The sequence below is a fragment of the Streptomyces sp. URMC 129 genome (genome assembly GCF_051386415.1).
Taxonomy (GTDB): Bacteria; Actinomycetota; Actinomycetes; order Streptomycetales; family Streptomycetaceae; genus Streptomyces.
On sequence record NZ_JBPQTQ010000001.1, the window covers coordinates 45691 to 63197 of the forward strand.

Annotated in this window: 19 protein-coding genes; 8 read left to right on the forward strand and 11 right to left on the reverse strand. The window is 73.2% G+C overall.

Annotation, left to right across the window (positions count from 1 at the left end; genetic code table 11):
- The first annotated feature begins 66 nt into the window (after window positions 1–66).
- Together ACSNOC_RS00175 and ACSNOC_RS00180 are read left to right on the forward strand one after the other, a co-directional pair.
- The gene (locus tag ACSNOC_RS00175; protein ID WP_436745099.1) at window positions 67–927 is read left to right on the forward strand and encodes a DUF4097 family beta strand repeat-containing protein; all 861 of its coding nucleotides are present in this window, start codon (window positions 67–69) and stop codon (window positions 925–927) included.
- 1 nt (window position 928) lies between these two features.
- The gene (locus tag ACSNOC_RS00180; protein WP_436745100.1) at window positions 929–1729 is read left to right on the forward strand and encodes a PadR family transcriptional regulator; all 801 of its coding nucleotides are present in this window, start codon (window positions 929–931) and stop codon (window positions 1727–1729) included.
- Window positions 1730–1794: 65 nt separating this feature from the next.
- Here ACSNOC_RS00180 and ACSNOC_RS00185 read toward each other — a convergent pair whose 3' ends face one another.
- From ACSNOC_RS00185 to ACSNOC_RS00195, 3 genes are all read right to left on the reverse strand, one after another.
- Window positions 1795–4176, reverse strand: a complete 2382-nt coding sequence (locus ACSNOC_RS00185) for an ABC transporter substrate-binding protein (RefSeq protein WP_436745101.1) — start codon at window positions 4174–4176, stop codon at window positions 1795–1797.
- Between the two features lie 43 nt (window positions 4177–4219).
- Window positions 4220–4420 (reverse strand): hypothetical protein, encoded by a 201-nt coding sequence (locus tag ACSNOC_RS00190; RefSeq protein ID WP_436745102.1) that lies wholly within the window; start codon window positions 4418–4420, stop codon window positions 4220–4222.
- 85 nt (window positions 4421–4505) lie between these two features.
- Window positions 4506–5468, reverse strand: coding sequence for a zinc-binding dehydrogenase (locus ACSNOC_RS00195; protein WP_436745103.1), 963 nt, complete (start codon window positions 5466–5468; stop codon window positions 4506–4508).
- Between the two features lie 83 nt (window positions 5469–5551).
- Here ACSNOC_RS00195 and ACSNOC_RS00200 point away from each other — a divergent pair, with 83 nt between their 5' ends.
- Together ACSNOC_RS00200 and argJ are read left to right on the forward strand one after the other, a co-directional pair.
- Window positions 5552–6052, forward strand: a complete 501-nt coding sequence (locus ACSNOC_RS00200) for an N-acetyltransferase family protein (protein WP_436745104.1) — start codon at window positions 5552–5554, stop codon at window positions 6050–6052.
- Between the two features lie 51 nt (window positions 6053–6103).
- Window positions 6104–7279 carry a bifunctional glutamate N-acetyltransferase/amino-acid acetyltransferase ArgJ gene (argJ, locus tag ACSNOC_RS00205; protein WP_436745105.1) on the forward strand — a complete coding sequence of 392 codons (1176 nt, stop codon included), beginning with the start codon at window positions 6104–6106 and terminating at the stop codon, window positions 7277–7279.
- Between the two features lie 16 nt (window positions 7280–7295).
- Here the strand turns inward: argJ and ACSNOC_RS00210 are convergent, their stop codons facing one another.
- Genes ACSNOC_RS00210 through ACSNOC_RS00220 form a run of 3 tightly spaced genes read right to left on the reverse strand, consistent with a single transcriptional unit; the run spans window position 7296 to window position 9976 of the window.
- On the reverse strand, window positions 7296–8048 hold the full coding sequence (locus ACSNOC_RS00210; protein ID WP_436745182.1) for an amino acid ABC transporter ATP-binding protein: 753 nt from the start codon (window positions 8046–8048) through the stop codon (window positions 7296–7298).
- A gap of 11 nt (window positions 8049–8059) precedes the next feature.
- Window positions 8060–9004 carry an amino acid ABC transporter permease gene (locus tag ACSNOC_RS00215; RefSeq protein ID WP_436745106.1) on the reverse strand — a complete coding sequence of 315 codons (945 nt, stop codon included), beginning with the start codon at window positions 9002–9004 and terminating at the stop codon, window positions 8060–8062.
- Window positions 9005–9007: 3 nt separating this feature from the next.
- Complete coding sequence (locus ACSNOC_RS00220; protein ID WP_436745107.1) at window positions 9008–9976, reverse strand: ABC transporter substrate-binding protein; 969 nt, start codon at window positions 9974–9976, stop codon at window positions 9008–9010.
- Between the two features lie 552 nt (window positions 9977–10528).
- Between ACSNOC_RS00220 and ACSNOC_RS00225 the strand changes: the two genes are divergently transcribed.
- On the forward strand, window positions 10529–11725 hold the full coding sequence (locus ACSNOC_RS00225; protein ID WP_436745108.1) for an NAD(P)-dependent malic enzyme: 1197 nt from the start codon (window positions 10529–10531) through the stop codon (window positions 11723–11725).
- Window positions 11726–11899: 174 nt separating this feature from the next.
- Here the strand turns inward: ACSNOC_RS00225 and ACSNOC_RS00230 are convergent, their stop codons facing one another.
- The gene (locus ACSNOC_RS00230; RefSeq protein WP_436745109.1) at window positions 11900–12643 is read right to left on the reverse strand and encodes a class I SAM-dependent methyltransferase; all 744 of its coding nucleotides are present in this window, start codon (window positions 12641–12643) and stop codon (window positions 11900–11902) included.
- A gap of 102 nt (window positions 12644–12745) precedes the next feature.
- Here ACSNOC_RS00230 and ACSNOC_RS00235 point away from each other — a divergent pair, with 102 nt between their 5' ends.
- Window positions 12746–13351, forward strand: a complete 606-nt coding sequence (locus ACSNOC_RS00235) for a CGNR zinc finger domain-containing protein (RefSeq protein WP_436745110.1) — start codon at window positions 12746–12748, stop codon at window positions 13349–13351.
- On the opposite strand, the gene sodX is transcribed toward ACSNOC_RS00235, so the two are convergent.
- Window positions 13279–13650, reverse strand: a complete 372-nt coding sequence (sodX, locus tag ACSNOC_RS00240; RefSeq protein WP_436745111.1) for a nickel-type superoxide dismutase maturation protease — start codon at window positions 13648–13650, stop codon at window positions 13279–13281. The genes ACSNOC_RS00235 and sodX overlap by 73 nt on opposite strands.
- A 174-nt stretch (window positions 13651–13824) precedes the next feature.
- Here sodX and sodN point away from each other — a divergent pair, with 174 nt between their 5' ends.
- Window positions 13825–14220 carry a superoxide dismutase, Ni gene (gene sodN, locus ACSNOC_RS00245; RefSeq protein WP_436745112.1) on the forward strand — a complete coding sequence of 132 codons (396 nt, stop codon included), beginning with the start codon at window positions 13825–13827 and terminating at the stop codon, window positions 14218–14220.
- A 114-nt stretch (window positions 14221–14334) separates the two neighbouring features.
- Here sodN and ACSNOC_RS00250 read toward each other — a convergent pair whose 3' ends face one another.
- Window positions 14335–14766, reverse strand: coding sequence for a DoxX family protein (locus tag ACSNOC_RS00250; RefSeq protein ID WP_436745113.1), 432 nt, complete (start codon window positions 14764–14766; stop codon window positions 14335–14337).
- 216 nt (window positions 14767–14982) lie between these two features.
- Between ACSNOC_RS00250 and ACSNOC_RS00255 the strand changes: the two genes are divergently transcribed.
- Complete coding sequence (locus ACSNOC_RS00255) at window positions 14983–15453, forward strand: hypothetical protein (RefSeq protein ID WP_436745114.1); 471 nt, start codon at window positions 14983–14985, stop codon at window positions 15451–15453.
- A gap of 148 nt (window positions 15454–15601) precedes the next feature.
- Here the strand turns inward: ACSNOC_RS00255 and ACSNOC_RS00260 are convergent, their stop codons facing one another.
- A complete protein-coding gene (locus tag ACSNOC_RS00260) occupies window positions 15602–16591 on the reverse strand; it encodes a zinc-dependent alcohol dehydrogenase family protein (protein WP_436745115.1) in 990 nt (329 codons plus the stop codon).
- A 43-nt stretch (window positions 16592–16634) separates the two neighbouring features.
- The gene (locus ACSNOC_RS00265) at window positions 16635–17399 is read right to left on the reverse strand and encodes a DeoR/GlpR family DNA-binding transcription regulator (RefSeq protein WP_436745116.1); all 765 of its coding nucleotides are present in this window, start codon (window positions 17397–17399) and stop codon (window positions 16635–16637) included.
- Window positions 17400–17507: the final 108 nt, after the last annotated feature.

Here is a 17507-nt window from a genome sequence, read left to right on the forward strand (position 1 = left end):
ACGCGATATATCGTGTTCCCAGAGACGCGATATATCTTCGTGTGCCGCTCTCCAGGGGAGGTTTCCATGGCGGAGAAGTCCGAGTGGTCCGTCGGCGAGCCCCGGACGCTCACCTTCGACGACCGTCGCGTCGAGGAGCTGAGCGTCCGCGTCGCGGGCGGCACGGTGAACGTGGTGGGGACGGACGATCCCGTCGCCCGCGTCGAGATCGCCGAGGTCACGGGGCCGCCGCTGGTCGTGCGGGCCGAGGGCGGGCGGCTGACCGTCGCCTATGACGACCTGCCCTGGCAGGGCTTCCTCACCTGGCTGGACCGCAAGGGCCGACGCCGCTCCGCCGTCGTGTCGGTCTCGGTGCCCGCCACCACCCGGCTCACGGTCGGCGTCGTGGGCGCCTCGGCCGTCGTCAGCGGGATCGCGGGGCCCACGGAGGTCAGGGGCGTCAGCGGGCACACCACCCTGGTCGGCCTCGGCGGCCCGGTCCGCGCCGAGACCGTCTCCGGCGACGTCGACGCCCAGGCGCTCGGCGGCGCGCTGCGGTTCGCCTCCGTCTCGGGGGACCTGACGGTGGTGGACGCCCAGGGCCACGTGCTCAGCGGTGAGTCGGTCAGCGGCGACATGCTGGTCGACCTGGCCCCCTCCAGCCTCCCGCCCGACATCCGGCTCAGCACGGTCTCCGGCGAGCTGGCGCTCCGCCTCCCCGAGCCCTTCGACGCCCGCGTCTCCGCGACCACCGCCGCCGGGGCGGTGTCCTCCGCCTTCCCCGCCCTGCCCGTCACCGGCGGCTGGGGCGCCCGGCAGGCAGGGGGCACGCTCGGCTCCGGCGCGGGCATGGTCCGCTGCTCGACCGTCTCCGGCCCGATCGCGCTGCTGCGCCGCCCGCCCGCCGACGCGGACCCGGCCGCCACCTCCTCGCACAAGGAGATCTGACATGGCTCCCGTCTTCGGCCACGGCCGTCTCCGCCTGTATCTGCTGAAGCTGCTCGGCGAGGCGCCCCGGCACGGGTACGAGGTGATCCGGCTGCTGGAGGAGCGCTTCCAGGGGCTGTACGCGCCCTCCGCCGGCACGGTCTACCCGCGGCTGGCGAAGCTGGCCGCCGAGGGCCTGGTCACCAGCACCGAGGAGGGCGGCCGGAAGGTGTACTCGCTGACGCCCGAGGGCCAGCGCGAGCTGCTGACGCGCGGCGAGGAGCTGACCGAGCTGGAGCGGGAGATCCGCGATTCGCTCGCCGCGCTCGCCGCCGACATCCGGGAGGACGTCAGCGGTTCGGCCCGCGATCTGCGCCAGGAGATACGGCAGGCCACCGCCGCCACCCGCGCCGCGGCGGCCGGGGCCGGGGGCAGGGCACGCGCCCGCCGGGAGGCGAGCGACGCGACGCGGCACCACTTCGAGGAGGCGGCCCGCCGCATCCACGACCGGGTGCAGTCCCGGGCGGCCAGCGGCGACTGGCCGGGCGCGGTGCGCGAGAGCCTGGACGGCCTGAGCCACGAGATCGGCGGCTGGGCCCGGTTCGTGGAGCACCCCCACCCGCCGGGCTGGGGCGCGGAGCCCGCCGAGCCGGTGGACGACCCGGCCCGCGAGCTGGAGCGTCTGCTCGACAAGCTCCGCGACGACGTCCGGGACGCGGCCCGGGACCACGGCGTCACACAGGACTCCCTGCGGGAGGCCCGCCGCCACCTGTCCGCCACCGCCGCCCACCTCGTCGCCCTGCTGCGGGCCCCCGGCGGCTGAGCCCGCCCGCTCCCGCTGCCCAGGGGCAGCGCGCGTCCCGGCACCCCGCGTCCCGGCGCCGCCGTTCAGCCGCCGCCCGGCGTCGGCGGCGGGCAGGGGTGGCCGTCTCCCCAGGTCGTCCTGATGTCGCGGGCGGTGACGGCGCCGCAGATCAGTTCCGCGTGGGAGTCCGCGTCCGGGGTGTCGTGCACGATCAGGACCAGCTTGTCCTCGGTCACGCGCCCGCCGCCCCGGGCACCCGCCGGGTCGAGGCGGCCGGTGGCGCCGTCGAAGCCGTCGGGGCCCAAACCCTGATAGAGCGTCACCTGGACCAGCTCCCGTGCCAGCCGGTCATTGGCGCGGCCGGTCGCCTCCCACGTCTCGTCCACCGCCGTCGACAGGTACCGCAGCGCGTCCCAGGCCAGGGCCGGGCGCGGGTCGAGCCGCAGCGCCCGGGTCAGTTCCCGTTCGTCCTCGCCCCCGTAGGCGGCCCGGTAGGCGTCGGCGAACGCCTGGCCCTCCGGGCTCTCCTCCAGCACCGGCCCGCCCCCGTCCATCACGTAGTACAGGCTCAGCCCGGGGAAGACCTCCCAGGGATCGGCATCGGAGATCCGCATGTTGGTGACCTCGTCGCCCCCGACGAGCGTCAGGCGCGGGCAGTCCCCGGACAGCTCCCGCAGGCTGCGCAGGAACGGCTCGATGTCGCTGCCGCGCGCCGCCCACGCCACGGCCGTGCGCGGCTCCTCGCGGACCGCGTCGCACACCCGCCGGGCGAGGTCGCGCAGGCTGGCCACGGTCTCCCCCGGCAGCGGTGTCTCCTCGTCCTCGGGCACCTCGTCGTCGCGGCTGTAGAGCAGCGTCGTGGTCCGCCCGGCGCCGTAGGAGTCCAGGAAGGAGTCCGCCAGGCCGCCGCTGTACGCGTCCCGGGCGTCCGCCACCAGCAGCGCCCGTTCGGCCGGCGTCCCCGGCTCGATCAGCTCGGCGTGCTCCATGAACGCCGCCATGGCCGCCGCCGCCCGGCTGTTGGTCGGCGCGTTCTGGTAGTAGTGCGCGCCGTGCCGCAGCAGTTCGTCGGCCGTGCCGGCCGTGCCGATGACCGGCAGCCCGGCCCGGTCCAGCTCCCGCAGCCCCTCGAAGACCGTGTCGCGGCTCTGCCCCATGCCGACCACGCCGATCACCGACGGGTCGTCCGCGGCCAGCTCCGCGATGTGCTCGGCGACCCGCGGGGCGTCCCGGTACCGGTCCCCGGCGTCGGCCACCACGACCCGCAGCGGCACCCGCTCCCCGGTGTCGAGGGCGATCTCGTTGCCGTGCCGCTGCGCGACCGCCAGCCCCCTGAGCTGGGCCAGCGCCCCGCCGCGCACCGGGTCGTCGGGGCCCTCGCCGCCGCTGAGCGGCCCGATGTAGACGACGGTGCGCGGGCGCGGCCAGTTCTCGGGCCAGTCCGCGGTCTCGTCGTTCACCAGGGCGTTCTCGGCCTCGATCCGCGCGAGCACCTCGCGGATCGCGGCGTCGTCCACCACGGTCAGGTCCTGCACGCCGACGCACGTGCCGTCCGAGCCGAGGAACGTCCGCCCCCGGCAGTCGTCGTCCGCCACCAGCGGCAGCCGGTCCGTCGCGTACGCGCCGGCGACCAGCGCCGCGGTCACCGCCACCGCCGTGATCTCGGCCGCCAGTTCGGCGCGTGGCCCGATCCGGTGCGGCCGGGTCTTCAGCCGCGCGTGCCGCCGGAGCTGGTAGGCGGCGCGCGGGTCGTCGGGCCGGTCCCCGACCGGCCGCGTCACGACCAGGCCGGTCACGGACGCCACCAGCCGGGTGTCCGTGAGCCCGTCCCGCAGCCACTCCCCCGCCGCGCCGAAGCCGGCCTGCTCCTCGTCCGGGATGTAGTGGGCGATGCCGTCGACCCCGTCGGCCACCACCAGCAACGAGGTCGCGCCGCGCCCCTTCGCCTCGTTCCGCAGCTCCCGGATGAACCGCTGCACCCGCGAGCCCTCGTCGCCCGTCTCCACGAACAGCACGGTGAACCGGTTGGTCCGCCGCCGACGCCAGGGCCTCGGGAACCCGCCCCGGGCCTCCCGGTCGAGGTCGGTCATCAGCGCCTGCACCAGCACCCGGTCCAGGTCCTCCGCCCGCTCACCGTCCGCCGCCCGGGGCACCAGCTCGCACAGCTGCTCGAAGAACGGCATCGGTCCGCGCTGGCTCTCCGCCCACCGCGTGAACCAGCGCAGCCGCCGCTTGGCCCCCATCACGAACAGGCGGCGCGGCAGCGTCTGGAAGGCCCAGCCCACCAGGAAGTTCCACACGGCGTTGAGCGGCCCCGCGTCGTTGCGCAGCCCGCTGCCCGGCTCCTCGCCGCCCAGCGCCCACAGCCCCCTGGCCACCGCCGACCGCTCCCGGTACCGGGCGTAGAGGTGGTCGCGCAGCCCGCGCCACTGGCCGGACCTGACCTCCTCGCCGGCCTCGGCCACCGTCGTCAGCAGCCAGAGACTCGGCAGCCGCAGCGTTCCCCCGTCACAGGCACGGGTGGTGCGGGCGAGCTGCCGCGCGATCTCGTCGAACAGATCCAGCGGCCCCGGCCCCGAGCAGCAGCACCACGGGCAACCACCGCCGCTGCCGCCGCGGCTGCCTGACCAGCTTGTCCAGCGCCCCGACGAACTCCCCCATCCCCGGATAGGCGGGTAACTCGGCGGGCCGCTCCCCACTGTCCGTCATACGAGGACACACGCGGAGTGCGGCCCCGTGGTTCCCCCGGCGTCAACCCCGCGCACCGGCTGTCACCGGCGCGCGGCAGCGGGGGTCAGACGGTCAGGACGATCTTGCCGAACAGGTCGCCGCGGGCCATGCGGGCGAAGCCCTCGCGGGCCCGGTCCAGGGGGAGGACCGAGTCGATGGTGGGGCGGATGCCCTTTGCCGCGCAGAAGTTCAGCAGGGACGTCAGCTCTTCCTTGCTGCCCATCGTCGAGCCGACGACCTTCAGCTCCAGGAAGAAGATCCGGTTCAGCTCGGCGGACGGCGGCGCCTGGCCGGAGGTGGCGCCGGAGATCACCAGAGTGCCGCCCGGGCGCAGGGACTTGACCGAGTGGGACCACGTCGCCGCGCCGACCGTCTCGATCACCGCGTCCATCCGGTGCGGCAGCCGCTCGCCCGCCCCGAACGCGGCCTCCGCGCCCAGCTCCACGGCCCGCTTGCCCTTGGCCTCGTCCCGGCTCGTGACGAACACCCGCAGCCCGGCCGCCGCGCCCAGCACGATCGCCGCCGTGGCGACGCCGCCGCCCGCGCCCTGCACGAGCACGCTGTCGCCGGGCCGCACGTCCGCGTTGGTGAACAGCATCCGGTACGCCGTCAGCCACGCCGTCGGCAGGCAGGCCGCCTCCTCGAAGGACAGCTCCTTCGGCTTCGGGATCACGTTCCACGCCGGGACGGCGACCCGCTCCGCGAACGTCCCCTGGTACTTCTCGGTGAGGATCGTCCGCCGCTCCGCCGGCCCGACGCCGTGCCCGGACGCCCCGATGACCGAATACAGCACGACCTCGTTGCCGTCCGCGTCCACGCCCGCCGCGTCGCAGCCGAGGATCATCGGCAGCGCCTCCTCGCCCAGCCCCACGCCGCGCAGCGACCACAGGTCGTGGTGGTTGAGGGAAGCGGCCTTGACGTCGACCACCGTCCAGTTCGGTCGGGCCTCGGGAGCGGGCCGGTCACCGAGTTCGAGACCGTTCAGCGGCTCGTCCCGGTCGAATCGCGCGGCATAGGCAGCAAACATGCCCACACGCTAGCCACAACGGACCACTCCATTCCAGAAGCGGCGCTGAGGTGCGACGATTGACACACGCGGGGAGGGGGACGATGAGCACGGTTTTCCTGCGGCGGCTGAGCAGGTGGCAGGCCGAGACGGACCGGGAGCAGATCGCGGATCTGTATGTGGCGGCCCACCAGGACACGCCCGGCCCACGGCCGCTGCCACGCGAGGAGTTCGTCCACGCGTTCGCGGATCACGACCTGGGCCGGCCGGGGTTCGACCTGGTGCTGGCGGGCGATCCGAAGCCGGTGGGCTGTGCCTACGGCTTCCAGCTCCCGGAGGTTCCGCCCGGCCTGGCCGAACTGGCGGGAACAGGCCGGGTGTTCCTCCTCGCCGGGCTGATGGTCGTGCCCCGGCGGCGGGGGCAGGGCGTGGCGACGCGGATGCAGCGGGAGCTGCTGTCGCGCGCCGGCGCGGATCTGGTCCTCGCCCGGCCCGGGCCGGGCAACGCCCCGGCCCACGCGGCCCTCCGCTCCTGGGGCTGGGTCGAGGCGGGCGACGCGGCCTGGGTCCGCCCCCGCCACGCGGGCACTACGGGACGGGCCTGACTCCGTGCCCGGGGTGTACAGGCGGCGCCCCACCCTGCAAACATATGCGGCATGACGCATAACCATCCGACGACCTGGCCCGCCGGTTTCCGCGCTCATACCGGGCACGGCGGGCTGCGCGGGAGCGGTGACGACATCTCGATCGTCGCCTCGGACCGGCCGGCCGTCAGTGCCGCCATGTTCACCCGGAGCCTCTTCGCCGGACCGGCCGTGGTGCTCAGCCGGGCGCACGCCGCCGGGCAGCGGCTGCGGGCCGTGACCACGCTCGCCCAGAACGCCAACGTCGCCACCGGCCGCCGGGGCGAGGAGAACGCCGCCGAGATCACCGGCCGGGTCGCCGCGCTCCTCGGCATCCCGGCCGGTGAGGTGCTCATCGGCTCCACCGGCGTCATCGGCCGCCCGCTGCCGATGGACGCCCTCCGCGCGCACTTCGACGAGGCGGCCGGGCGCGGCCCGGCGGCCTTCGGGGCCCGGCCGCTGGACGTGGCCCGCGCGATGATGACCACCGACACCCGCCCCAAGACCGCCGGGCGCGCGGTGGGTCCGGCCCGCGTCGTCGGCGTGGCCAAGGGCGTCGGCATGCTGGAGCCCGACATGGCCACGATGCTGGCCTACCTCTTCACCGACGCCGCCCTGTCCCCGGCCGACCTGGACGCGGCGCTGCGCGCGGCCGTGGACCGCACGTTCAACTGCCTGAGCGTGGACACCGACACCTCCACCTCCGACACGGTGGCGGTCATCGCCAACGGCGCGGCGGGGCCGGTCGATCCGGACGCGTTCGCCGCCGTGCTGGCGGACCTGTGCCTGGACCTCACCCGGCAGCTCGCGAGCGACGGCGAGGGCGCGACCAAGCTGCTGCGGGTCACCGTCGAGCGGGCCGCCGACCCCGCGCAGGCCAGGCGCGTGGCGAAGAGCGTGGTCAACTCCCCGCTGGTGAAGACCGCCGTGCACGGCGCCGACCCCAACTGGGGCCGGGTGCTGATGGCCATCGGGAAGAACACCGACGAGACGACGATCGTCCCCGGCCGCGTGACCGTCCGCTTCGGCGCCGTCGAGGTCTACCCGGACGAGCCGGGCCCCGACACCCTGGCCGGCCTCGCCGCCGCCATGCGGCAGGACGAGGTGGACATCGTGATCGGCCTCGGCCTCGGACAGGCCGCCGCCACCGTCTACGGCTGCGACCTGTCCGCCGGATACGTCCGCGTCAACGCCGACTACACGACGTGACGCCCTGGAGCACCCTCTAGAGCACCTTGGAGAGGAACGCCCGTGTGCGCTCGTGGCGCGGGTCGCTCAGCACGTCGCGCGGGCGGCCCGACTCCACGACCACGCCCTCGTCCATGAACACCAGCGAGTCGCCGACCTCGCGCGCGAAGCCCATCTCGTGCGTGACCACGATCATGGTCATCCCGTCCTCGGCCAGCCCCCGCATCACGTCGAGGACGTCACCGACCAGCTCGGGGTCGAGGGCCGAGGTCGGCTCGTCGAACAGCATCAGCTTCGGGTCCATCGCCAGCGCCCGTGCGATGGCGACGCGCTGCTGCTGGCCGCCGGAGAGCTGGGACGGGTAGTTCTCCATGCGGTCGGCCAGCCCGACCCGGGCCAGCAGCTGTTCGGCGCGCTCGCGCGCCTCCGCCCGGCGAACGCCCTTGACCTGCATGGGCGCTTCCATGACGTTCTGCGCGGCGGTCATGTGCGGGAAGAGGTTGAAGCGCTGGAAGACCATGCCGATGTCCCGGCGCTGGGCGGCGACTTCGCGCTCCCGCATCTCGTAGAGCTTGTTGCCCTTCTGCCGGTAGCCGACGAGCTCCCCGTCGACGTACAGGCGGCCCGCGTTGATCTTCTCCAGGTGGTTGACGCAGCGCAGGAACGTCGACTTGCCGGACCCGGACGGGCCGACGACGCAGAACACCTCGCCGGCCTTCACCTCCAGGTCGATGCCCCGCAACACCGGGACGAGACCGAAGGACTTGTGGACCCGCTCGGCCTTCACCATGGGGTGCCCGGTCATACGGTGACGCCTCCCACCTTGTTCTTCGGCCGGAACGACGTGAGCTGGGCCCGGATCCGCTGCCACGGCGTCGGCGGCAGCCGGCGGCTCGACCCCTTGGCGTAGTAACGCTCCAGGTAGAACTGCCCAATGCTGAAGACCGTGGTCAGGATCAGGTACCAGACGGTCGCGACGATCAGCAGCTCCATCACCGCGAGGTTGCGGGAGCTGATGGTGTCGGCGGCCCGGAACAGCTCCTCGTAGTAGATGACGTACGCAAGCGACGACGTCTTGAGCATGTTGATGAACTCGTTGCCCGTGGGCGGGATGATGACCCGCATCGCCTGCGGCAGCACGATCCGGCGCGTGGTCCTGGCCCTGCTCATGCCCAGCGCGTGGGCGGCCTCGGTCTGGCCCTGGTCCACCGACAGGATGCCCGCGCGGGCGATCTCCGCCATGTAGGCCGCCTCGTTGAGGCCGAGACCGAGGAGGGCGGCGAGGAACGGCGTCATGACGTCGTTCATCTCGTCCTTGTAGAAGCCCAGGTTGAGGGTGTCGAAGACGTACGACAGGTTCAGCCACAGGACGAGCTGCACGAGCACCGGGGTGCCCCGGAAGAACCAGATGTAGCCCCAGGCGACGGCCGCCAGCACCGGGTTCTTCGACAGCCGCATCACGGCGAGCGTCACGCCGAGCCCGACGCCGATCAGCATCGACAGCAGCGTGATCCACAGCGTGCTGCGGGCGCCGTCGACGATGGTCCCGTCGTCGAGGTACTCCCCGACCACGCCCCAGTCGATCTCGGCACCGGCGAACGCGACGACCAGCAGGGCCAGCAGCCCGATCACGACGAGAGCGCCGAACCAGCGGCCGTAGTGACGCACCGGGACGGCCCTGATGGCCTCGGCCCCGGGCTCCGCCCCGGGGGCGGGCGGCGTTGGTGTCTTGGTGAGGTCGGGCACGGGTCACTCGCCCGCGTTGATGGTCGCCTCTTCGACGGCACCGGCCTCGGCGCCCCACTCCGCCAGGACCTCCGCGTAGGTGCCGTTGTCGATGATCTCCTGGACGGCGGCCTGGAGGGCGTCGCGCAGCTCGGGGTTGTCCTTGGGGACGGCGATGCCGTACGGCGCGGCGTCGATCTGCTCGCCGACGACCTCGAACAGGTCGCCGCCGCCCGCGGTCAGCTCGTTGTAGAGCGCGACCGGGTAGTCGGTGACCACGGCGGCGGCGCGGCCGGTCTGGAGCGCGGTGATCGAGTCGGCGTCCACCTCGCTGATGAGGGGCTCCAGCGACTCGTCGCACTCCTCCTGCTGACCCAGCACCAGGTCGGCGTTGGCGGTGCCCTGCTGTGCGGCGACGGTCAGGCCGCACAGGTCGGACAGGGACTCGATGCCCTCGGGGTTGCCCGCCTGGACCAGGATCGCCGAGCCCGCCTGGAAGTAGTTCACGAAGTCGGCGCCGCCCTGGGCGTCCTCGCCGGCGCCCTCCTGGCGCTCCTTGGTGTCGGTCATCGCGGACATGATGATGTCGTGGCGGCCGTTGTTCATGCCGAGGATCAGGCCGTCGAACGTGCCGTTCTGGAACGTGAACTCCACGCCCAGCACCTCGCCCAGCGCGGCGGCGATATCGGGATCAATGCCCGTAATCCGGTCGTTCTCGTCGATGAACTCGATCGGGGCGTAGGCGATGTCGGAGCCGACGTTGATCTCGCCGGCCTCCTGGATGTCCGCGGGCAGCAGGTCGAAGAGCGGGGCGTCCGCACCGGCCGGCTCCTCGGAGGCGTTCTGCCCTCCGGTGCCACCGTCGCCCTCGTCGTCGGTCTGGTCGCCGCACGCGCCCAGCAGCAGCGCGCCGGCGGCGGCGAGCGCCCCGGCCGCGGCGAGGCGGCGGGAGCGAGGGGAGCGACGGGGGCGACAGGTGGGGCTGGGAGTCATGGCCTGATCCTCCTGGGATGGCGGATGGTCCGAGAGGTCGGGCACGCGTCTCCGGGTGTCACGACGGTGTGTGCGGTGGAACACGCGCGCGCTTGTGCTTTGTGTGCCTTTTCGATGGAGGCATCCTGCCACCGGTCGCCGCCCGTTCAGACCCCGGGAACGTCAAGATCGCATAACGGACACCCGGTACCGGTCACCGGGGGGTGAACAACTCCCCGGCCGGCGCGCGTTTCCTCGCCGAGCGTGAGAGATGCATCACGCGCGGGCGGACTCTCCAGTAACCGATATCCCGTGCGGGTATTACCTCACTGGCCACAAGCTGCCCGTTTTCCGCTACCGCGGGAAGCGGGCGTTCATCGTCGCGATACCGAATCAACTCGTACGTGGCTGATCGATCAGGTAAAACAACCCGATACACCCCTCACCCGGGGACCTGGGCTCGTGTGCGACGCGCCCGGCGTCCGCTGCACACCCTCGCGGACGTGGTGCCCGCCCGTTTCCCGACCGGGGAGCGGCCACCAAAACAGTGATGCAGTAAAGGGGTTCCTTCCAATGACTTCCGAGATCGTCAATCCTCGAAATGATCTCCCGGATACCGGGGTCGATCCGGCGTTCGCGCTGCACCGGGGCGGAAAGATGGCCATCCGCATGACGGTGCCGCTGCGTGACGCGGACGACCTCTCCCTGGCGTACACGCCCGGGGTCGCCCGAGTGTGCAGCGCGATCGCGGAGCAGCCGGAGCTCGTCCACGACTACACGTGGAAGTCGCAGGTCGTCGCCGTCGTCACGGACGGCAGCGCGGTCCTGGGCCTCGGGGACATCGGTCCCGAGGCGTCCCTGCCCGTCATGGAGGGCAAGGCCGTTCTCTTCAAGCACTTCGGCGGCGTGGACGCGGTCCCGGTCGCGCTCGACTGCCGCGACCCCGACGAGCTGGTGGAGACCATCGCGCGGATGGCGCCGTCGTTCGGCGGGATCAACCTGGAGGACATCTCGGCCCCGCGCTGCTTCGAGATCGAGCGCAAGCTCCAGGAGCGCGTGAGCATCCCGGTGTTCCACGACGACCAGCACGGCACCGCCGTGGTCACCCTGGCCGCCCTGCGGAACGCCTGCCGGCTGACCGGCCGCGCGATGGACTCGCTGCGGGTGGTGATCTCGGGCGCGGGCGCGGCCGGTGTCGCCATCGCCAAGATCCTGCTGGGCGCGGGCATCGGCGACGTCGTGGTCTGCGACCGCAAGGGCATCGTCTCCGGCGACCGCGAGGATCTGACGGACGTCAAGCGGGAGTTGGCCGCCCTCACCAACAAGGCCGGGCTGACCGGCTCGCTCGCCTCGGCCCTGGACGGCGCGGACGTCTTCGTCGGCGTCAGCGGCGGAACGGTGCCGGAGCCGGCGGTCGCCAAGATGGCGCCGGGGGCGTTCATCTTCGCCATGGCCAACCCGGACCCGGAGATCCACCCGGTCGTCGCCGCCCGCTACGCCTCCGTCGTGGCGACCGGGCGCAGCGACTACCCGAACCAGATCAACAACGTGCTGGCGTTCCCCGGCATCTTCTCGGGCGCGCTGGCGGTCCGGGCGTCCCGGATCACGGAGGGCATGAAGCTGGCCGCCGCCGAGGCCCTCGCGGCGGTGGTCGAGAACGAGCTGTCGCCGTCCCGCGTCATCCCGTCCCCGTTCGACGAGCGCGTCGCCCCCACGGTGGCGGCGGCGGTGGCCAAGGCCGCCCGGTCCGAAGGCGTGGCCCGCGTCTGACCGTCCGCCCCTCGCCACCAGGCCCCGGGGGACGGGACGCCCCCGGGCCCTGGCCCGGCCCACCCGCACTCAGCGCCGCGCGCGCGTCCCGGGCCGACGCCGGACCACGCCCCTTCCGCCGCCGTACGGTGCCCGCCCCCTCCGGCGTCCCGGGTGGCGAGCCCCCCGCTGGGGTCAGCGCAGCGCCAGGACCACGGCGTCGGTCAAGGACGACCAGGCCAGGGTGACCTCCGCGAAGCCCGCCGCGCGCAGCGTGTCCATGTGCCACGCCGCCGAGGGCATCTCGCTCTCCCCGTGGTCGCCGAAGATCTCCTGCCGCCGCCGCGCCTGCTCGGCCAGCTCGGGGGCCGCGGCGACCGCGTGCCACCAGTCCTGCCAGTCCTGCGCGCCCGCCGCCTTCTCGCGCGCCTGCCGCGCCTCGGTGTAGGCACGGGCGGCGGCGTGGATGCGGGGCGTCCCGTCGCCCGGCATGTGGTCGGCGTTCATCAGCACGCCGCCCGGCCGCACGATGCCCGCGAGCCGCCCGTAGAGCGTGCGGAGCTGGTCCGGGGTCAGCCAGTGCATCGCCGTGGCCGTGAGGACCGCGTCGTAGGTGTCGTACGGCAGCTTCGCCGTCCACTCCGGGTCCGTCAGGTCGGCCGTCACGAACGAGACCCGCTCCTCGCCCGCGAACGAGCCGCGCACGATCGTCAGCAGCGCCGGGTCGAGGTCCACGCCGGTGCTGACCGCGCCGGGGAACCGCCGGAGCAGACGGGCGCTGATGCTGCCCGTGCCACACGCCAGGTCCAGCACCCGCGGCTTGTCGCCGGCCAGCGCCTCGACCGTGTCCAGCATGACCCGGAACCGCTCCTCGCGATCCGGCAGGTACCACTCCTGCTGCCGGTCCCAACTCTCCTGCCACGCCTGCCAGTCGGCCATGCCCGTTCCCCTTCAAGCCACAGCTTCGGTAAGAGGCGCTGTGCCCTCGCGCCCATTACTAGTACGCTGCGGACTATAGGGCCGTCCCGGTAAGGAACACAAGTGGAACTGACCTATTACTCGGACTTCGCGGTCCGCCTGGTCAACACCGAGGAGCCGCTGCGCGGCACGGACACCCTCACCTCGGTCGACGCCGTGCGGGGCCTGTTCGGCGAGGCCCGGCACGCGGCGCGCCGGGCGGGCGAGGCCGACGTGACGAGGCTGCGCGGCGTGCGGGCCCGGCTGCGCGCGGTCTTCACCGCCGCCGCCGGGGGCGACGAGGTCCGGGCCGTGGACCTGCTGAACGCGCTGCTGCTCGAATACCCGGCCAGCCCGCAGATCTCCGGCCACGACTACCTGGACGAGGCCGGCCGCCCGCGCTGGCACCTCCACCTCGCGGAACACCCCTCCAGCGCGACCGCCGGCTACGCCGCCGTCGCCTGCATGGGACTGGCGTTCCAGCTCACGGAGCTGGGCGTGGACCGCCTCGGCATCTGCGAGGCCACACCGTGCCGGAACGCCTATATCGACACGTCAACGAATCGGTCCAAGCGCTACTGCTCGGACCGCTGTGCGACGCGCGCGAACGTCGCCGCCTACCGCGCCCGCAAGCGCCGCGAGCGCGCGGTGAGCGGCCGGACGGCGGACGGCAGCCAGCTCAGCACCTGAGCGGCCCCCTGCGGCGCCCGCAGCCGCACCATGGCCCGCGCCACCACCAGCCCGTCCGGCACGACGCCGAACTCGCGGCTGTCGTTGGTCACCTCCGGGTTGTCCCCGACGACCCACCAGCCGCCGGCCCGCCGTTCGACCACCCGTTTGACGATCAGCAGGTCGTGCTGGAACGGATGCCGCAGCACGACCACGTGCCCCGGCCGCACGCGGGCCCCGTAGCTCAGCACGAGCTGATCCCCGGGCCGCAGGGTCGGCAGCATCGAGGGGTTGTAGACCTCGGCGAGCCCCAGCCTCATCGCTCTCCTCCACCCATCCCGTCGTCCGCGGCGGTCATGGTGCGACCTACGCACCAGTCAACCATTGGACTTTTGACCTAAGCCGGGCCACCCGGCCCGGGTCGGCCGAGAAAAGGCGACCTGCACGGAGTAATCTCCCCCGTGAGAAGACGATCACGAGGAAGGACAGCTTTCATGCTCTCCCGCCTGTTTGCCCCGAAGGTGAAGGTCAGCGCCCACTGCGACCTCCCCTGCGGCGTCTACGACCCCGCCCAGGCCCGCGTCGAGGCGGAATCCGTCAAGGCCATCCAGGAGAAGTACCAGGCCAACGAGGACCCGCACTTCCGCGCGCGCGCCACGACGATCAAGGAAGAGCGGGCGGAGCTGGCCAAGCACCATGTCTCCGTGCTGTGGAGCGACTACTTCAAGCCGCCGCACTTCGAGAAGTACCCCGAGCTCCACACGCTCGTGAACGACACCCTCAAGGCCCTCAGCGCCGCCAAGGCCTCCACCGACCCGGCGACGGGCCAGCGGGCGCTGGACTACATCGCCCAGATCGACAAGATCTTCTGGGAGACCAAGAAGGCCTGATCCATGGCCTCCTGTCGCCGCCTGCCGTCCCTCGGGTGATGCGGCGGGTCGCGAGTGTGCACGTCGAAGGCGCCCGGCCGGGTCGTTGGCCGGGTGCCTTTGTGCTGCCCGGGCTCATGCCAGGGTCAGCGTCAGGGCGATGACGAACAGGGCCTGCAGGAGTGAGCGGGGGCCGATCGGGTCGCCCTGGGCCACCTTGCGGCGGGCCGCCGAGACGTTGGCGGGGAACATCACGAGCAGCAGCAGGATCAGGCAGAACGCCGCCGCGCGGGCCGTCGCGGGGATCAGGAGGCCGATCGCGCCGGCCGCCTCCAGGACGCCGGTGATCGTCACGAGCAGGTCCGGGCGGGGCAGCCTGGGCGGGACCATGCCGATCAGCTCGGCGCGGAGCTTCGGCGGGTAGTAGTGGGCCGTCGCGGTGAACAGGAACATCAGGCCCAGGCCGACGCGCAGGGACGGCTGCCAGGCGTCCAGCGCCTCGAAGCCGAGCAGGCCGGCCAGGCGGGCGGCCAGGAAACCGGCGACGAGGACGACAAGGGGCGCCATGCGCACCTCCGGTGGACGGACGGACGCGAGCCCCGAGCTTTCCTCCACTACACCACCGGACGGACCGCCCCGCAGCAAACGGACGGGGCTTCCCGCAGCAAATGTCATGGAATGGAAACAGCGCGTCACCGGGCCACAACCGGCGCCGCGCCCCGCGGGTCTCCTTCTGTGCAGAGCCCAGCACATGGGCAGAAAACCAGAAACGGGGTACTTGTCATGCTTCGCACTTCTTCGCGATCCGTACTCGCCGCCGCGGGCGGGCTGGCCGCGCTCGGGCTCGCCCTCGGCGCCGTCGCCACCGCCTCCGCGGCGCCGTCTCCGCACGCCAACGCCAACGCCACCGGCCGGTACAGCGGGGAGGAGATCCACCACTTCCTGGAGGGCTTCTACGGCAACACCGGCCCCCGCGCCTGGGAGCGGGAGAACCTGGTGTCGGACGACCTGAAGCAGCGGGCCGCCGAGATGGAGGGCCACGACCTGCTGCTGGGCTGCGCGCGGAACACCCCGGTGGACATCGAGGTCGGGGAGGTCACCACCGCGCAGTCGGCGGGCGTCGGCTGGGCGACGATCTTCCTGGGCTACGGCGAGGGCCAGGAGCTGGGCGCGTTCACGGCGTACGTGGCGCTCGACGCCGGGGAGCCCATCGAGCTCCTCGACATCGACTGCACCCCGCCCGAGGTCGGCTGAGCACGGGGCGGGCCGGGGCTCGTCGTCACAGAGGCCGCCCGAAGCGCGTCGCACAACCGCCGGACGGCCGTGGACCGGCGCCCAAGAGGCTGGGCGCCGCCTTCGGCCACGGCCGGAAGGCTGCCCCTCCCGGCTTCCGCGACCCGCCTCACGGCACGACGACGATCTTCCGGCCCTGGCCGGCCGCGAACCGGGCCAGGGCCGTGGGGTAGTCCGCGAGCGGGACGCGGTCGCTGATGAAGACCGCCGGGTCCAGGACGCCGGTGGCGAACAGCTCGGCCGCCCGTTCGAAGCTGTGCAGGACGGCCATCGAGCCGGTGATGGTGATCTCCCGGTGGTAGATCAGATACGGCTCGATGGTCGCCCGCGCCGCGTAGTCCGCGACCCCGAACTGGAGGAACGTGCCGGCCTTCGCGACCCGGCCCAGGCCGTCCTGGATGGCCGCCGCGTTGCCCGTGGCGTCGATGACGAACTCCCAGCCCTCCGGCCGGTCGAACGCGTCGGCGCCCGCCGCGGCGCGGGAGCAGCCCAGGGCGCGGGCGGTGGCCAGCCGGTCCGGGTTGAGGTCCACGATGTCGACGCCGCTGGCGCCGGTCCGTTTGGCCAGCTCCAGCATCATCAGGCCCATGGTGCCCGAGCCGTAGATGAGGACGCGGGCGCCGAGCGTGGAACGCAGCACGTCATAGCCGCGGACGGCGCAGGACAGCGGCTCGATCAGGGCCGCGTCCTGGAGGCCGACGTGGTCGGGCAGCCGCACGCAGTTCGCGACGGGGGCGACGGCGTACTCGGCGGCGCCACCGGCCACCGAGACGCCGATGGCGGCCCAGCGGTCGCAGAGGTTGGCGTGCCCGGTGCGGCAGTAGCGGCACTCGTGGCAGTACAGCGAGGGATCGACCGCGACCCGGTCCCCCACGGCCAGCTCGGTGACGTCCCGGCCGACGCCGACCACCTCGCCGGCGAACTCGTGGCCCGGCACGATCGGCAGGCTGGGCGCGAACTCGCCCTTGAGGATGTGCAGATCCGTGCCGCACAGCCCGCAGGCGGCCACGTCCACGACCACCTCGCGGGGGCCGGGCGCCGGGTCCGGGACGGTGGTGACGGTGACGGTGTCGACGGCCTCGATGAGGGCGGCTCGCATCAGGAAGCTCCAGGGGGGCGGACGGACGGGCGGACGGGGCGGGTCAGGCGCGGACGACCTGGGGGCCCTGCAGCGCGTAGCGGTGGGCCTCGGCCGCGGGCAGGCCGGTGTCGGTGACGATCACGTCCACGTCGCGGATCTCCGCGAAGCGGCAGAACCCGGCCGCGCCGAACTTGGTGTGGACACCGGCCAGGACGACCCGCCGGGACACCGCGACGGCCTGCCGCTTGACCTCCGCGACCGCCGGGTCGGGGGTGGTCAGCCCGTGCCGCCGGGAGATGCCGTTGGCGCCCAGGAAGGCGAGGTCGATGACGAATCCGGCGAGCATCCGGGTCGCCCAGTGGTCGACGGTCGCCAGGGTCGCGCCGCGCACCCGGCCGCCGAGCAGCAGGACCGAGACGGTCCCGGTCTCCGCGAGGGCACCGGCCACCGTGAGGGAGGCGGTCACGACGGTCAGCGGCCGGTCGCGCGGCAGGTTCCGCGCGATGAGGTGCGGGGTGTAGCCCTCGTCCACGAAGACGGTCTCGGCGTCGCCGGTCAGCCCGGCCGCCGCGGCGGCGATCCGGCGCTTCTCGGGGACGTGCTGGATGGCCCGGGAGGTCAGCGTCGTCTCGAAGCCGGCGGACTCCACGGGGTAGGCGCCGCCGTGGGTACGGCGCAGCAGGCCGTGGGCCTCCAGCGCCCGCAGGTCGCGGCGGACGGTCTCGGGGGCCACGCCGAGCCGGGCGGCCAGCGCGGTCACCTCCACGGAGCCGGCGCGGCGGGCGGCGTCCACGATGGCCCGCCGGCGTTCCCCCGCGGTCGTCATGGCCGCCACCTCCTCCCTCGTCCGGGCTTGCGCGGGCGCTCACCCGGTGTCCTGTCGTTTTCTACCGCGACCGGGCCGGAACGGGCAGAGCCGGCGATCGGGTATCGG

Coding starts and splice junctions, on each gene's coding strand:
- sodN (WP_436745112.1), top strand. CDS start 13,825: ATGCTCTCCCGCCTGTTTGCCCCGAAGGTGAAGGTCAGCGCCCACTGC.
- ACSNOC_RS00230 (WP_436745109.1), bottom strand. CDS start 12,643: ATGGCCGACTGGCAGGCGTGGCAGGAGAGTTGGGACCGGCAGCAGGAG.
- ACSNOC_RS00220 (WP_436745107.1), bottom strand. CDS start 9,976: ATGACTCCCAGCCCCACCTGTCGCCCCCGTCGCTCCCCTCGCTCCCGC.
- ACSNOC_RS00260 (WP_436745115.1), bottom strand. CDS start 16,591: ATGCGAGCCGCCCTCATCGAGGCCGTCGACACCGTCACCGTCACCACC.
- sodX (WP_436745111.1), bottom strand. CDS start 13,650: ATGAGGCTGGGGCTCGCCGAGGTCTACAACCCCTCGATGCTGCCGACC.
- ACSNOC_RS00180 (WP_436745100.1), top strand. CDS start 929: ATGGCTCCCGTCTTCGGCCACGGCCGTCTCCGCCTGTATCTGCTGAAG.
- ACSNOC_RS00255 (WP_436745114.1), top strand. CDS start 14,983: ATGCTTCGCACTTCTTCGCGATCCGTACTCGCCGCCGCGGGCGGGCTG.
- ACSNOC_RS00190 (WP_436745102.1), bottom strand. CDS start 4,420: ATGACGGACAGTGGGGAGCGGCCCGCCGAGTTACCCGCCTATCCGGGG.
- ACSNOC_RS00250 (WP_436745113.1), bottom strand. CDS start 14,766: ATGGCGCCCCTTGTCGTCCTCGTCGCCGGTTTCCTGGCCGCCCGCCTG.
- ACSNOC_RS00175 (WP_436745099.1), top strand. CDS start 67: ATGGCGGAGAAGTCCGAGTGGTCCGTCGGCGAGCCCCGGACGCTCACC.
- ACSNOC_RS00265 (WP_436745116.1), bottom strand. CDS start 17,399: ATGACGACCGCGGGGGAACGCCGGCGGGCCATCGTGGACGCCGCCCGC.
- ACSNOC_RS00195 (WP_436745103.1), bottom strand. CDS start 5,468: ATGTTTGCTGCCTATGCCGCGCGATTCGACCGGGACGAGCCGCTGAAC.
- ACSNOC_RS00225 (WP_436745108.1), top strand. CDS start 10,529: ATGACTTCCGAGATCGTCAATCCTCGAAATGATCTCCCGGATACCGGG.
- ACSNOC_RS00210 (WP_436745182.1), bottom strand. CDS start 8,048: ATGGTGAAGGCCGAGCGGGTCCACAAGTCCTTCGGTCTCGTCCCGGTG.
- ACSNOC_RS00200 (WP_436745104.1), top strand. CDS start 5,552: ATGAGCACGGTTTTCCTGCGGCGGCTGAGCAGGTGGCAGGCCGAGACG.
- argJ (WP_436745105.1), top strand. CDS start 6,104: ATGACGCATAACCATCCGACGACCTGGCCCGCCGGTTTCCGCGCTCAT.